Origin of the sequence: Yokenella regensburgei ATCC 49455, from assembly GCF_000735455.1 — a bacterium.
GTDB classification, from domain to species: Bacteria; Pseudomonadota; Gammaproteobacteria; order Enterobacterales; family Enterobacteriaceae; genus Yokenella; species Yokenella regensburgei.
The window spans coordinates 1-12,866 of sequence record NZ_JMPS01000007.1 but is presented as its reverse complement, the minus strand read 5'-3'; the positions used below and the strand labels follow the sequence as shown (position 1 = coordinate 12,866).

Sequence of the window (12,866 nt, the reverse complement as noted above, 5' to 3'; positions counted from 1 at the left end):
AGGAGGAACATGTGAATATTATCGCCATCATGGGGCCGCACGGAGCCTGGCATAAAGACGAACCGATCAAAGAACTGGAAGCGGCGCTTACCCGGCGTGGGTTCAGGGCCATCTGGCCGCAGAACAGTGCGGATCTTATCAAGCTGATTGAGCACAACCCGCGCATCTGCGGGGTGATTTTCGACTGGGACGAATACGGTGTTTCGCTATGTAGTGAGATTAACCATCTGAACGAGCATCTTCCGCTGTTTGCCTTTATCGATACCCATTCGACAATGGACGTGACGGTCCAGGATCTGCGCATGGCGCTGTGGTTCTTCGAATATGCACTGGAGCAGTCGGAAGAGATAGCTGACCGCGTTCGTCAGTATATTGGCGAATACCTCGATAACATCACACCGCCGTTTACCAAAGCGCTGTTCACCTATGTGAAAGAGGGCAAATATACCTTCTGTACGCCGGGCCATATGGGCGGTACCGCGTATCAGAAAAGCCCGGTAGGTTGCCTGTTCTACGATTTCTTTGGCGGTAACACCCTGAAAGCGGATGTCTCTATCTCAGTAACGGAACTTGGCTCACTGCTCGACCACAGCGGACCGCACCTCGAGGCGGAAGAGTACATTGCCCGTACTTTTGGGGCCGAGCAAAGCTATATCGTGACCAACGGGACCTCTACCTCGAACAAGATTGTCGGGATGTACGCCGCGCCCACCGGCAGCACGCTGCTTATCGACAGAAACTGCCATAAATCGCTCGCTCATTTGCTGATGATGAGCGACGTCGTACCGCTGTGGTTAAAACCCACCCGCAACGCGCTCGGGATCCTGGGGGGCATTCCCCGGCGGGAATTTACCCGTGAAAGCATTACGCAGAAGGTAGCCGCCACGCCGCAGGCGCAGTGGCCGGTGCATGCCGTTATCACCAACTCCACCTACGACGGGCTGCTGTACAACACCACCTGGATAAAAAAGACGCTCGATGTTCCCTCTATCCATTTTGATTCTGCCTGGGTGCCGTACACGCATTTTCACCCCATCTATCAGGGGAAAAGCGGTATGAGCGGTGAACGCGTAGCGGGCAAAGTCATTTTTGAAACGCAGTCGACTCACAAAATGCTGGCGGCGCTATCGCAGGCTTCGCTAATCCATATCAAAGGTGATTATGACGAAGAGACGTTTAATGAGTCCTTCATGATGCACACCTCGACATCGCCAAGCTACCCGATTGTTGCCTCGGTGGAGACTGCGGCAGCAATGCTGCGGGGTAACCCTGGAAGACGTCTTATTCACCGTTCCGTTGAGCGTGCGCTGCACTTTCGCCGCGAGGTTCAGCGCCTGCGCGAAGAGTCCGACGGGTGGTTTTTTGATATCTGGCAGCCGGAGGAAGTAGAGAGCGCGGAGTGCTGGCCAGTTTCTCCCGGCGAGAGCTGGCACGGCTTTAGTGACGCCGACGCCGATCATATGTTTCTCGATCCGGTGAAGGTCACGATCCTCACGCCTGGCATGGATGAGCAGGGTACCATGAGCGAGGAGGGGATCCCGGCCGCGCTGGTGGCGAAATTCCTCGATGAGCGCGGCGTGGTCGTGGAGAAGACCGGGCCTTACAACCTGTTGTTCCTGTTCAGTATCGGTATTGATAAAACCCGGGCGATGAGCCTGCTGCGTGGCCTTACCGAATTTAAACGTGCCTACGATCTCAACCTGCGGGTGAAGAATATGCTGCCGGATCTGTATGCCGAAGATCCGGATTTCTATCGCAATATGCGGATTCAGGATCTGGCTCAGGGGATCCACCAACTGATTCGTAAGCATCAGCTTTCGCGCCTGATGCTGCAGGCGTTCGACGTGTTGCCGGAGATGAAAATGACGCCGCATCAGGCCTGGCAACGACAGATTAGAGGCGAGGTAGAAACGATTGAGCTGCAAAATCTGGTAGGCAGAGTATCAGCCAATATGATTTTGCCATACCCACCGGGTGTGCCTTTGCTGATGCCGGGCGAGATGATTACCGAAGAGAGTCGGGCAGTACTCGATTTTCTGCTGATGCTATGCTCGGTGGGGCAACATTACCCTGGTTTCGAAACCGATATCCACGGTGCCCGTCGCGGTGAGGATGGCGTTTATCGGGTACGGGTCTTAAAAAATCACTGAGGACTTGCGCAGTCGGGTCAGTGGCGAGTAACGTGTTTTCAAAACGTTAAGGAGGAAATCCATGCTGGGGTTAAAACAGGTTCACCATATTGCCATCATCGCGTCTGACTATGTGAAGAGCAAAGCGTTCTACTGCGATATTCTCGGGTTTACTCTGCAGAGTGAAGTGTATCGTGAAGCGCGTGATTCCTGGAAAGGTGACCTGGCGCTGAACGGGCAGTATGTGATTGAGCTGTTTTCGTTCCCGTTTCCTCCGAAGCGCCCATCACGCCCGGAGGCGTGTGGGCTGCGCCATCTGGCATTCAGCGTGGACGACATTGATCGCGCGGTGAAGCACCTGGAGGCCCACGGTGTTGCCTGTGAAGCCGTGCGTATCGATCCCTATACCGATAAGCGTTTTACCTTTTTCAACGATCCTGACGGCCTGCCGCTGGAGCTGTATCAGCAATAACGCTTGTCATCGTAAACATAGCCCGGTAACGTGCCGGGTTAGGTTTCTTTAACACCATACCATCATGAAAACCCCGGAAATCGCTCACTCACTTGCCCCCCGCCAGCGCTTTTTAGTGGCGTTCAGCGGCGGCCTCGACTCCACCGTGTTGCTTCATCAACTGATGTGCTGGCGCCAGCAAAACCCGGCTATTCAGCTCCGCGCTATCCACATCCATCACGGCCTTAGCGCCAATGCTGATGATTGGGTCATACACTGCCAACAGCTATGCCAGCAGTGGGATATCCCGCTAGAGGTGGTGCGCGTGACGCTGGTGGATGAAGGGAAGGGAATCGAGGCTCATGCCCGTGAGGCGCGCTATGCGGCGTTTCGCACCTCCCTGCGGGAGGGTGAAGCGCTGGTGACGGCACAACATCAGAACGACCAGTGTGAGACATTCCTGCTCGCGCTTAAACGCGGTAGCGGCCCGGCAGGGCTATCGGCAATGCCGACGGTCGCAGATTTTGCCGGTAGTGAACTGCTGCGCCCGTTGCTGAATTGTTCTCGCGACGAGTTACTGACGTGGGCGCAGCAGCACAACCTCTCATGGATAGAAGACGAATCTAATCAGGATGATGCCTACGACCGTAATTTCCTGCGCTTGCGGGTTGTACCTGTGCTTACCCGCCGTTGGCCGCATTTTGCCCCGGCTGTAGCTCGAAGCGCGGCGCTGTGCGGTGAACAGGAGCAATTGCTGGATGAACTGCTGGCGGCAGAGCTCAGTGCATTGGTCACCGATGAGGGGACGCTGCTGCTGGCACCGCTGGAAAGCATGAGTGCGGTGAAACGCGCCGCGCTGCTGCGCCGGTGGCTTAGCATGCACACGCGGCAGATGCCTTCGCGGGAGATGCTCGGGCGAATCTGGCAAGAAGTCGCACAGGCGCGTGAGGATGCGGCCCCTTGTCTACGGCTCGGTGATTTTGAAATTCGCCGCTATCAGCAACAGCTGTGGTGGCTGCCGCTGCAGCAGCGTTACGCCGAAGCCATTTTCCCCTGGGGTGACATTAGCGAACCACTTATTCTGCCATCTGCCATGGGCGCATTGGCTCTTGAGCCTGGCGGTACGCTGCGTGCGCCTGCCCATGATGAGGTTGTCACTATTCGCTTTAAGGCTTCCGGCGTGCTGCACATCGTGGGCCGTCAGGGGGGACGCAAGCTTAAAAAGATCTGGCAGGAGCTGGGGGTGGCGCCGTGGCGCCGGGATACCACGCCGCTGCTGTTTTATGGTGAGACCCTGATAGCCGCGGCTGGAGTATTTGTTACGCGTGAAGGGCTGGCTGATGAAGGGCAAGGCTTAGCGCTGACGTGGAGAAAGAACGGGCAGTAATCATCTGCCCGTTGAATATGTTATGACTCGCTAACCACCACCGTGCCGATTTCCGGGTGGCTGAAGCTGGTAATTTTGTCGAGACGCAGTTCGCGTTCTGCACCCTTGTGATCGACGATCAGGTATTCGACGTTTTTACGCGTAATTAAGTCGTTTGCCTTCGCTTGCAACTCTTCGCCGTCTTTTAGCAACAGCGTCAAAACCAGGTGATGCTGGCAGGCGAGCTCGAGATTGTCATAATCATCGCAATTGATGGGTTGATAAGTATCATTCATTGACATAATCGCTCACCAGTAAGTTTGCAGCGGCATAGGCTGCTTTTTCTCTGACCGATTCTGAAAGCGAACTATCAGAGGCAATCTCATTCATTGCTTTCAGCACACAACCCAGCGCATCCGGGATATACCCTAAGTCTCCGCTGGCAATTTCCGCATAACGTTTGCGTATTAACTCACAATATTTTTCCACATGCCCTCCTGTCAGCGTTCTGACTCAACCGTGGGATGCAAGTTTAAGCCTACGAAGATTAACTCTGTTTAGCAAGGTGACTATACCACACTCATTTAAGCATTATCAGCAGGATGAATGAGTGCAACCGTAAATGCTAACAGCCTTTTGTCGCTGATTTCGCTACAATGTACGCCATTTTTCGCAGGAGTTAAGTCATGGCGCTGAAAGCGACAATTTACAAAGCAACGGTTAACGTAGCCGATATGGATCGCAACCAGTTTCTGGACGCAAACCTGACGCTGGCCCGTCATCCATCAGAAACGGAAGAGCGGATGATGCTGCGCCTGCTGGCGTGGCTGAAGTATGCCGATGAACGCCTGCAGTTCACCCGTGGCCTGAGCGCTGAAGACGAGCCGGAGGCGTGGCTGCTGAACGACCACCTGGCTATCGACCTGTGGATTGAGCTGGGGCTGCCGGATGAGCGGCGCATCAAAAAAGCCTGTTCACGAGCGCAGGATGTGGCTCTGTTTACTTATAACAGTCGCGCGGCAGAAATCTGGTGGCAGCAGAACCAGTCGAAGCTGGCTTCCTTCAAGAACCTGAGCATCTGGTATCTGGATGATACCCAACTGGAGCAGCTGTGTACGTTTGCCGCCCGGACGATGAACCTTCAGGCGACCGTACAGGACGGCATTATCTGGCTGTCGGATGATAAGAATAATCTGGAAATTAACTTCACTGCCTGGCAACAACCTGCATGATTGTCATCTCGCGAACCGTTTCTATTCCTGACGAAGAGGTCGTGATGACGGCGATCCGCGCACAGGGTGCGGGCGGGCAGCATGTGAACAAAGCCTCAACGGCAGTGCATCTGCGCTTTGACATTCGGGCCTCAAGCCTGCCAGAGTATTATAAGGAGCGTCTGCTCGAAGCCCGTCATCATCTTATTTCCGATGACGGAGTGATTATTATAAAGGCGCAGGAATACCGCAGTCAGGAGATGAATCGCGAAGCGGCGATTGCCCGGCTGGTGAGCATGATTCAGGAATTAACCGCAGTGCAGAAAAGTCGTAAAGCGACCCGACCAACTCGTGCCTCAAAAGAGCGCCGGTTGACATCAAAGTCACAAAAATCGTCGGTTAAAGCGCTGCGTGGGAAAGTTCGTCATGACTAGCGAATGACGAATGGCATATTTGAGAATAAGGAACTCAAGGTGAATAAAGCGATATTGTCAGTAGCGGTGGCGTGTACGCTATTTACGCTCATTGGCTGCAACAACCGGTCTGAAGTAGATACCATCAAGCCTGCCGCATCGGAAGAGTTAAAACCGATGCAACAAAGCTGGCGCGGCGTGTTGCCGTGCGCCGACTGTGAAGGCATTGAGACCTCGCTGTTCCTGGAAAAAGATGGTACCTGGGTAATGAATGAGCGCTATCAGGGCGTGAGTCACGAGCCCTCTTCCTTTGCTTCTTATGGCCGTTGGGCGCGTACAGCAGATAAGCTGGTGCTGACGGACAGCAAAGGTGAGAAATCCTACTACCGGGCGAAGGGTGACAAGCTGGTGATGCTGGATCGCGAAGGTAATCCGATCGAATCCTCGCTTAACTACACGCTGGAACCTGTAAAAGCGAGCCTGCCAACCACGCCAATGGCGATGCGCGGCATGTATTTCTACATGGCGGATGCGGCTATCTTTACCGACTGTGCAACCGGGCAGCGCGTGGCGGTAGCAAGCAATGCTCAGCTGGAGCGCGACTATGCGGCAGCGCGCGGGACAGAAACCAAGCCAATTCTGCTGGTGGTTGAAGGTCACTTCACGCTTGAGCCGAATCCGGACACCGGGGCGATGGTAAAAACGCTGATGGCGGACAAGCAGAGCAAATTTATTCCCGGCAAAGACTGCGACGAATAAAGCGAATGAAAAGAAAAAGCCTCGCGATGCGAGGCTTTTTTTATGGGCTTAGCCTTTAATGGCTTTGACCAGATAGTTGAGAATGTCGCCGGTCTTAATCAGTTCTTTCTCACCGTTACGACGGTATTTATATTCGATATCGTCGTTGTCGAGGTTACGGTCGCCAATTACGATGGTGTGCGGAATACCGATGAGCTCCATATCGGCAAACATCACGCCCGGACGCTCTTTACGATCGTCCATCAGCACTTCAATACCCTGTGCGCGCAGTTCAGCATACAGCTTCTCAGCCAGTTCCTGAACACGATAGGATTTGTGCATGTTCATCGGCAGGATTGCGACCTGGAACGGAGCGATGGCTTCTGGCCATACGATACCGCGATCGTCGTAGTTCTGCTCAATGGCGGCAGCCACCACACGAGTGACCCCGATACCGTAGCAGCCCATGGTCAGGATCTGGTTACGACCATCTTCGCCCTGCACCGAGGCGTTCAGCGCCTGGGAATACTTGGTACCCAGCTGGAAGATGTGACCGACTTCGATACCGCGTTTAATCAGCAGTGTGCCTTTGCCATCCGGGCTCGGATCGCCGGCCACCACGTTACGGATATCGGCGATTTCCGGAGTCGCAACGTCGCGATCCCAGTTGATACCGAAGTAGTGCTTACCGTCGATGTTAGCGCCAGCAGCGAAATCGCTCATGGCAGCAACGGTACGGTCGATAACCACCGGAACCGGCAGGTTAACCGGGCCAAGAGAGCCTGGGCCAGCGTTCACCAGCGCACGGATCTCTTCTTCAGTTGCGAAGGTCAGTGGGCTTGCGACCAGCGCCAGCTTCTCAGCTTTCACTTCGTTCAGCTCGTGATCGCCGCGAACCAGCAGGGCAACCAGCGGAGACTTGCTGTCTTCTACCGCTTTAACCAGCAGAGTTTTAACGGTTTTCTCAATCGGCAGATTGAACTGCTCAACCAGCTCGGCGATGGTTTTCGCGTTCGGCGTGTCGACCAGGGTCATTTCCTGAGTGGCCGCGGCGCGCGGAGTTGTCGGAGCCAGTGCTTCAGCAAATTCGATGTTAGCGGCGAAATCAGAGCTATCAGAGAAGATAACGTCATCTTCACCGCTCTGCGCCAGAACCTGGAACTCGTGGGACGCGCTGCCGCCGATGGAGCCGGTATCAGCCTGCACGGCGCGGAAATCCAGACCCATACGGGAGAAGATTTTGCTGTACGCGGCGTACATCGCATCGTAGGTCTCCTGCAGAGATTCCTGAGAAGTATGGAAAGAGTAAGCATCTTTCATCAGGAATTCACGGGAGCGCATTACGCCAAAGCGCGGACGAACTTCGTCACGGAACTTGGTCTGGATCTGGAAGAAGTTCAGCGGCAGCTGTTTGTAAGAGTTGAGCTCGTTACGAATCAGGTCGGTGATAACTTCTTCATGAGTTGGGCCGAGGACGAATGGACGCTCGCCACGGTCAACAAAACGCAGCAGTTCCGGGCCGTACTGCTCCCAACGACCACTCTCCTGCCACAGATCGGCTGGCTGCACCACTGGCATAGACACCTCGATGGCACCGGCGTTGTTCATCTCTTCACGCACGATGTTTTCGACTTTTTTCAGGACGCGCAGACCGGTCGGCAGCCAGGTGTATAACCCGGAGGCCAGTTTGCGGATCATCCCGGCGCGCAGCATCAGCTGGTGGCTGATGACTTCGGCGTCGGCAGGTGTCTCCTTCAGGGTGGAGAGCAGATATTGGCTAGTACGCATGTTGTTACGGTTCCATTTGGACGATCGGAACAGGCTGAAGGTCAGCCTGATTCAATAAAAGTGGTTTAGTCTATCAGCCTGGCAGAGATGCCAAAAGAGAGGACAATAAAATTAGCGCGGTTCCAGCGCAAAGACTTCAAATCCGAGGTCAGTTACCCGCCAGCGAACGTTGAAATCATACAGCCAGACGGCGTAGGTTTTGCCACTCTCTTCTTCTTTACGATAAGCCGGGCGCGGATCCTGAGCCAGAACTTCATGAATAAAGGTTCTGAGCTGCGGGTAATGCTTGTACAGCGTAGCCAGTTGCGTTTCTACATCAGCGGTAAAGCTGACCGCAACGTCTGCCTGTGGAGCCTGCTGAGCATAGCTCGCCGTAGCCTCCGGCAGCGCTTCGGCGAAGGGCAGGTAAGGTTTGATATCAACAACCGGTGTGCCATCAACCAGATCCAGACTACCGAGCTGCAGGATCACCTGATCCTTCTCGCAGCGAATGCCCTTCAGCTCAACCAGTGACATACCAATCGGGTTGGGACGAAAGGTTGAACGCGTAGCGAACACGCCCATGCGGGCATTCCCACCCAGTCGCGGAGGCCTGACCGTTGGACGCCAGCCGCCATCCATCGTCTGATGGAAGACAAACAGCACCCATAAATGGCTAAAGCCTTCGAGACCGCGAACGGCGTCAGCCTGATTATATGGAGGGAGCAGACGAAGTTCCCCGCTGGCGCTTTTCACTAACCCGGGCTGGCGAGGAACGGCAAACTTCTCTTTATAAGGTGAGCAGATAACGCCTATCTGCTCAAACTCAAATGCACTCATTTCGCCGAAACGTTGAGCGCAGAGCCGGTGCACACGGCCTGACGATAGCAGCCCGGTGTTCCGCTGGTGACTTCACAGCTGTGCAGCAGTACCGCGTTGGCTTTCATTTTTGACGCGTTAATCTGCATGCGTTTGCGTGCGGTCGGAATGTTTGGCGGTGAATCCTGGTTAGTTGCCTGGCAGGAATCGCCGGAAACATCACCCAGTTCACGGAAAGGTTTACCCAGTAATGCTTCAGCGCTGGTGTAGATTTTTACCGGCACAGGGCGTGGCGCTTTGGGTTTTGCAGGCTCCGCTTTTGGCGGGGTTGCGGTGCTTTGTACGGGTTCTACAGGAGATCTGCTTAGCATGGAGCAGCCGCTCAACATAAGCGCCAATAAACAGATCGGTAAAGCACGCATAATATTTCCTCGGTGAATGATAAACCAGGCAGGTATTGAAGCAGTTGCTGGTTAAAATGACAAGACGGGCATATAGCCCGTCCTGATGATATTACAGCAAGAAAAGATTACCAGCCTTTAACAGCACCGCCGTTAAAGATTTTGTTCGCGCCTTCAGAGACTTCATCTGACTGGTAGGCCTCAACAAATTTCTTCACGTTTTCCGCATCTTTATTATCTTCGCGGGCTACAATCAGGTTCACGTACGGAGAGTCTTTATCTTCAACAAAGATACCGTCTTTTGCCGGAGTCAGACCAATCTGGCTGGCGTAGGTGGTGTTGATAACCGCGAGGGCAATCTGCGCATCGTCCAGAGAGCGCGGCAGCTGCGGAGCTTCCAGCTCAACAATCTTCAGGTTTTTCGGGTTCTCAGCAACATCCAGTACGGTTGGCAGCAGACCAACACCGTCTTTCAGCTTAATAAGACCGACTTTCTGCAGCAGCAGCAGGGAACGACCGAGGTTGGTCGGATCGTTAGGAACAGCAATCTGGGCACCCGGCTGCAGCTCATCCAGAGATTTGATTTTCTTGGAGTAGCCTGCGATTGGGTAAACGAAGGTATTGCCGACCGGTACCAGCTTGTAGCCACGATCTTTGATCTGCTGATCCAGATACGGTTTGTGCTGGAAGGCGTTAGCATCGATATCGCCTTTGCTCAGCGCTTCGTTCGGCAGCACGTAATCGTTGAAGGTTACCAGCTCAACGTCTAGGCCATATTTCTCTTTCGCGACTTTCTGGGCAATCTCAGCAACCTGCTGTTCAGCACCGACAATCACGCCAACTTTAATGTGGTTTGGATCTTTCTCGTCCTGACCGCAACCCACTAATGCCAGAGAACCAATCAGGGCGCCAACCGCCGCAAAGGTTTTGAATTTGAACGTCATGTCTCTTCCTTATTTATGTGTTGTGTGTAACGTTACTTGTGAGTGACAGCCCGGACGATGCGATCGCCGCTGAACTGAATTAAATAGACCAGAACCACCAACAATACCAGCACCGTATTCATCACCGTGGCGTTATAGCCGATGTAGCCGTACTGATAACCGATTTGTCCCAGCCCGCCTGCACCTACTGCACCACCCATTGCCGAGTATCCCACGAGGGTAATCAGGGTAATGGTGGCCGCATTGACCAGGCCCGGCAGCGCTTCAGGCAGCAGAACCTTGCGGATGATCTGCATCGGTGTTGCGCCCATGGCGCGCGATGCCTCTATCAGCCCGGTCGGGATCTCCAGCAGGGCGTTCTCCACCATGCGTGCGATGAAGGGCGCAGCACCTACCGTCAGCGGTACAATCGCTGCCTGCAGACCAATCGAGGTTCCAACAATCACGCGGGTGAACGGGATCATCCACACCAGTAAGATAATGAAAGGAATAGAACGGAAGATATTCACCAGCGCGGAGAGGGTGTTATAGAGCTTCGCGTTCGCAATAATTTGCCCCGGACGGGTGATGTACAGCAACACGCCAACCGGCAGGCCAATAACAAAGCCGAAAAATCCGGAAACGAACGTCATCGCCAGCGTCTCCCAGACGCCGCGGGCCAGCAACCACATCATTGCCTCAGACATAACCCAGCACCTCTACTTTTACATGGTGTTCCTGCAGCCAGGCAATGGCGGCTTGCGTATCTTCTTGTGAACCGTGCATCTCGGTCAGCATGATGCCGAACTTCACGCCGCCGGCGTAATCCATCTGCGCGCTAATAATGTTGTTGTTGACGTTAAAGCGGCGTGCGGTTTCGGAAAGCAGCGGGGCATCAACGGACTGACCGGTGAACTCCATGCGCAGCATCGGAACGCTGTCGGCGAGCGGTGCATCTTTCATGCGTGCCAGATAGTCTTCCGGAATATCGAGATGCAGCGTGGACTGAATGAACTGCTGAGCCAGCGGGGTCTTCGGATGAGAGAACACTTCGCTCACCGTATCCTGTTCAATCAACTGACCGTTACTGATCACGGCGACGCAGTCACAGATGCGTTTCACCACATCCATCTCGTGAGTAATAAGGAGGATAGTCAGGCCGAGGCGGCGGTTAATGTCTTTCAGCAGCTCAAGAATAGAGCGGGTGGTCGCCGGGTCGAGGGCGCTGGTGGCTTCATCGCACAGCAGTACCTTCGGGTTGCTTGCCAGCGCACGGGCAATCGCCACACGCTGTTTCTGCCCGCCGGAGAGGTTTGCCGGGTAGCTGTCGTGCTTATCGCTAAGCCCAACCAGCTCCAGCAGCTCGCTCACGCGGCGCTTAATTTCGTCTTTTGGCGTATTGTCGAGTTCAAGCGGCAGCGCGACGTTGCCAAATACCGTGCGTGATGCCAGCAGGTTAAAGTGCTGGAAGATCATGCCAATCTGGCGACGTGCTTTTGTCAGCGCAGACTCAGAAAGGGTAGTCAGTTCCTGACCATCGACCAGAACGCTTCCCTGGCTTGGGCGTTCAAGTAGGTTAACGCAGCGGATAAGCGTGCTTTTACCCGCACCGGAAGCGCCAATGACGCCATAAATTTGTCCGGCAGGGACATGCAGGCTCACATCGTTGAGTGCCTGGATGGTACGGGTCCCCTGTTGGAACACTTTGGTGATATTCGAAAGTTTTATCATTAGGTATTTATTATCGTTCAGAAGTTAGCCGTGGCATTTCTACTGCTGGATGCCGTCGTGGGCATCAACGAAATGGATGTTAAGGCATCCAGACGTCTAAATCAATCTGCCATTCAATAATGAGCACTTTCTTGCATCACGAAACATGCGATACTAGCGGCACAGGCTTATTTCAGGAGCATATCGTGGCAATGTCAGTCCCCGCAGTTTTTCTCGATCGTGATGGCACTATTAATGTTGATCATGGTTACGTCCATGAAATCGACGAGTTTGAATTTATAGAAGGTGTCATCGATGCCATGCGTGAGCTTAAAGCGATGGGCTTTGCTCTGGTGCTGGTGACCAACCAGTCCGGAATTGCGCGCGGTAAATTTACCGAAGCGCAGTTTGAAACGCTGACCGAGTGGATGGACTGGTCGCTTGCCGACCGTGGGGTTGATCTTGATGGTATCTATTATTGCCCGCATCACCCGCAGGGAAGTGTAGAAGCATTCCGTCAGGTCTGTGATTGCCGTAAGCCGCACCCGGGTATGCTCATCTCCGCCCGTGACTTTTTGCACATCGATATGGCCGCTTCTTATATGGTGGGCGATAAAGTAGAAGATATGCAGGCAGCAGCAGCAGCCGAAGTAGGGACTAAAGTTTTGGTTCGTACCGGTAAACCTGTCACCGAAGAAGCCGAAAATGCCGCTGACTGGGTGATTAATAGCCTTGCAGACCTGCCTGCAGCCATCAAAAAGCTGAGAAAACAGGCGTAATGATGAAAAGATGAGCGGTTGAAATAAAAATGCATTTTTCCGCTTGTCATTCCTCGGAAGCTCCCTATAATGCGCCTCCATCGACACGGAACAACGGCAAACAAGCCGCCGGGTTGAAAGAGAAAAACTTCTGAAAAATGGGGTTGACTCTGAAAGGGG

At 54.0% G+C, this 12,866-nt stretch carries 15 protein-coding genes; 7 read left to right on the top strand and 8 right to left on the bottom strand.

Features of this window, described 5'->3' with window-relative positions; all coding sequences use genetic code 11:
- Window positions 1-11: 11 nt before the first annotated feature.
- The 3 genes from GYRE_RS00145 (at window position 12) to tilS (ending at window position 3,967) form a co-directional block, all read left to right on the top strand.
- The gene (locus GYRE_RS00145; protein ID WP_038252087.1) at window positions 12-2,150 is read left to right on the top strand and encodes a lysine decarboxylase LdcC; all 2,139 of its coding nucleotides are present in this window, start codon (window positions 12-14) and stop codon (window positions 2,148-2,150) included.
- A 61-nt stretch (window positions 2,151-2,211) separates the two neighbouring features.
- Window positions 2,212-2,601, top strand: a complete 390-nt coding sequence (locus GYRE_RS00140; protein ID WP_006817234.1) for a VOC family protein — start codon at window positions 2,212-2,214, stop codon at window positions 2,599-2,601.
- Window positions 2,602-2,665: 64 nt separating this feature from the next.
- Complete coding sequence (tilS, locus tag GYRE_RS00135) at window positions 2,666-3,967, top strand: tRNA lysidine(34) synthetase TilS (protein ID WP_038252086.1); 1,302 nt, start codon at window positions 2,666-2,668, stop codon at window positions 3,965-3,967.
- A 20-nt stretch (window positions 3,968-3,987) separates the two neighbouring features.
- On the opposite strand, the gene rof is transcribed toward tilS, so the two are convergent.
- Window positions 3,988-4,248, bottom strand: coding sequence for a Rho-binding antiterminator (gene rof, locus GYRE_RS00130; protein WP_038252085.1), 261 nt, complete (start codon window positions 4,246-4,248; stop codon window positions 3,988-3,990).
- Window positions 4,235-4,435, bottom strand: coding sequence for a YaeP family protein (locus GYRE_RS00125; protein WP_006817237.1), 201 nt, complete (start codon window positions 4,433-4,435; stop codon window positions 4,235-4,237). Before GYRE_RS00125 ends, rof begins: the two co-directional genes overlap by 14 nt.
- A 197-nt stretch (window positions 4,436-4,632) precedes the next feature.
- On the opposite strand from GYRE_RS00125, the gene GYRE_RS00120 reads away from it, so the two are divergent.
- The 3 genes from GYRE_RS00120 to nlpE are packed head-to-tail and all read left to right on the top strand — an operon-like array spanning window position 4,633 to window position 6,329.
- A complete protein-coding gene (locus GYRE_RS00120; RefSeq protein WP_038252083.1) occupies window positions 4,633-5,178 on the top strand; it encodes a YaeQ family protein in 546 nt (181 codons plus the stop codon).
- Window positions 5,175-5,591 carry an alternative ribosome rescue aminoacyl-tRNA hydrolase ArfB gene (gene arfB / locus GYRE_RS00115; RefSeq protein WP_006817239.1) on the top strand — a complete coding sequence of 139 codons (417 nt, stop codon included), beginning with the start codon at window positions 5,175-5,177 and terminating at the stop codon, window positions 5,589-5,591. The genes GYRE_RS00120 and arfB overlap by 4 nt, the downstream gene beginning before the upstream one ends.
- 39 nt (window positions 5,592-5,630) lie before the next feature.
- The gene (gene nlpE, locus GYRE_RS00110; protein WP_038252082.1) at window positions 5,631-6,329 is read left to right on the top strand and encodes an envelope stress response activation lipoprotein NlpE; all 699 of its coding nucleotides are present in this window, start codon (window positions 5,631-5,633) and stop codon (window positions 6,327-6,329) included.
- 48 nt (window positions 6,330-6,377) lie between these two features.
- Here nlpE and proS read toward each other — a convergent pair whose 3' ends face one another.
- From proS to metN, 6 genes are all read right to left on the bottom strand, one after another.
- Complete coding sequence (gene proS / locus GYRE_RS00105; RefSeq protein WP_038252081.1) at window positions 6,378-8,096, bottom strand: proline--tRNA ligase; 1,719 nt, start codon at window positions 8,094-8,096, stop codon at window positions 6,378-6,380.
- Window positions 8,097-8,207: 111 nt separating this feature from the next.
- Window positions 8,208-8,915, bottom strand: coding sequence for a tRNA (N6-threonylcarbamoyladenosine(37)-N6)-methyltransferase TrmO (tsaA, locus tag GYRE_RS00100; protein WP_038252080.1), 708 nt, complete (start codon window positions 8,913-8,915; stop codon window positions 8,208-8,210).
- Window positions 8,912-9,316 (bottom strand): Rcs stress response system protein RcsF, encoded by a 405-nt coding sequence (rcsF, locus tag GYRE_RS00095; RefSeq protein ID WP_038252079.1) that lies wholly within the window; start codon window positions 9,314-9,316, stop codon window positions 8,912-8,914. The genes tsaA and rcsF overlap by 4 nt, the downstream gene beginning before the upstream one ends.
- 107 nt (window positions 9,317-9,423) lie before the next feature.
- Window positions 9,424-10,239 (bottom strand): methionine ABC transporter substrate-binding lipoprotein MetQ, encoded by an 816-nt coding sequence (metQ, locus tag GYRE_RS00090; protein WP_006817244.1) that lies wholly within the window; start codon window positions 10,237-10,239, stop codon window positions 9,424-9,426.
- 32 nt (window positions 10,240-10,271) lie between these two features.
- Window positions 10,272-10,925 (bottom strand): methionine ABC transporter permease MetI, encoded by a 654-nt coding sequence (locus GYRE_RS00085; protein WP_006817245.1) that lies wholly within the window; start codon window positions 10,923-10,925, stop codon window positions 10,272-10,274.
- Complete coding sequence (metN, locus tag GYRE_RS00080) at window positions 10,918-11,949, bottom strand: methionine ABC transporter ATP-binding protein MetN (protein ID WP_038252078.1); 1,032 nt, start codon at window positions 11,947-11,949, stop codon at window positions 10,918-10,920. Before metN ends, GYRE_RS00085 begins: the two co-directional genes overlap by 8 nt.
- 185 nt (window positions 11,950-12,134) lie before the next feature.
- Here metN and gmhB point away from each other — a divergent pair, with 185 nt between their 5' ends.
- On the top strand, window positions 12,135-12,707 hold the full coding sequence (gene gmhB / locus GYRE_RS00075) for a D-glycero-beta-D-manno-heptose 1,7-bisphosphate 7-phosphatase (protein WP_038252077.1): 573 nt from the start codon (window positions 12,135-12,137) through the stop codon (window positions 12,705-12,707).
- The last annotated feature ends 159 nt before the right edge of the window (window positions 12,708-12,866 follow it).

What these genes read in the sequence shown, in the direction of transcription:
- arfB (WP_006817239.1), top strand. Translation starts at nt 5,175, where the DNA reads ATGATTGTCATCTCGCGAACCGTTTCTATTCCTGACGAAGAGGTCGTG.
- GYRE_RS00120 (WP_038252083.1), top strand. Translation starts at nt 4,633, where the DNA reads ATGGCGCTGAAAGCGACAATTTACAAAGCAACGGTTAACGTAGCCGAT.
- proS (WP_038252081.1), bottom strand. Translation starts at nt 8,096, where the DNA reads ATGCGTACTAGCCAATATCTGCTCTCCACCCTGAAGGAGACACCTGCC.
- tilS (WP_038252086.1), top strand. Translation starts at nt 2,666, where the DNA reads ATGAAAACCCCGGAAATCGCTCACTCACTTGCCCCCCGCCAGCGCTTT.
- GYRE_RS00140 (WP_006817234.1), top strand. Translation starts at nt 2,212, where the DNA reads ATGCTGGGGTTAAAACAGGTTCACCATATTGCCATCATCGCGTCTGAC.
- rof (WP_038252085.1), bottom strand. Translation starts at nt 4,248, where the DNA reads ATGTCAATGAATGATACTTATCAACCCATCAATTGCGATGATTATGAC.
- rcsF (WP_038252079.1), bottom strand. Translation starts at nt 9,316, where the DNA reads ATGCGTGCTTTACCGATCTGTTTATTGGCGCTTATGTTGAGCGGCTGC.
- tsaA (WP_038252080.1), bottom strand. Translation starts at nt 8,915, where the DNA reads ATGAGTGCATTTGAGTTTGAGCAGATAGGCGTTATCTGCTCACCTTAT.
- metN (WP_038252078.1), bottom strand. Translation starts at nt 11,949, where the DNA reads ATGATAAAACTTTCGAATATCACCAAAGTGTTCCAACAGGGGACCCGT.
- GYRE_RS00085 (WP_006817245.1), bottom strand. Translation starts at nt 10,925, where the DNA reads ATGTCTGAGGCAATGATGTGGTTGCTGGCCCGCGGCGTCTGGGAGACG.
- metQ (WP_006817244.1), bottom strand. Translation starts at nt 10,239, where the DNA reads ATGACGTTCAAATTCAAAACCTTTGCGGCGGTTGGCGCCCTGATTGGT.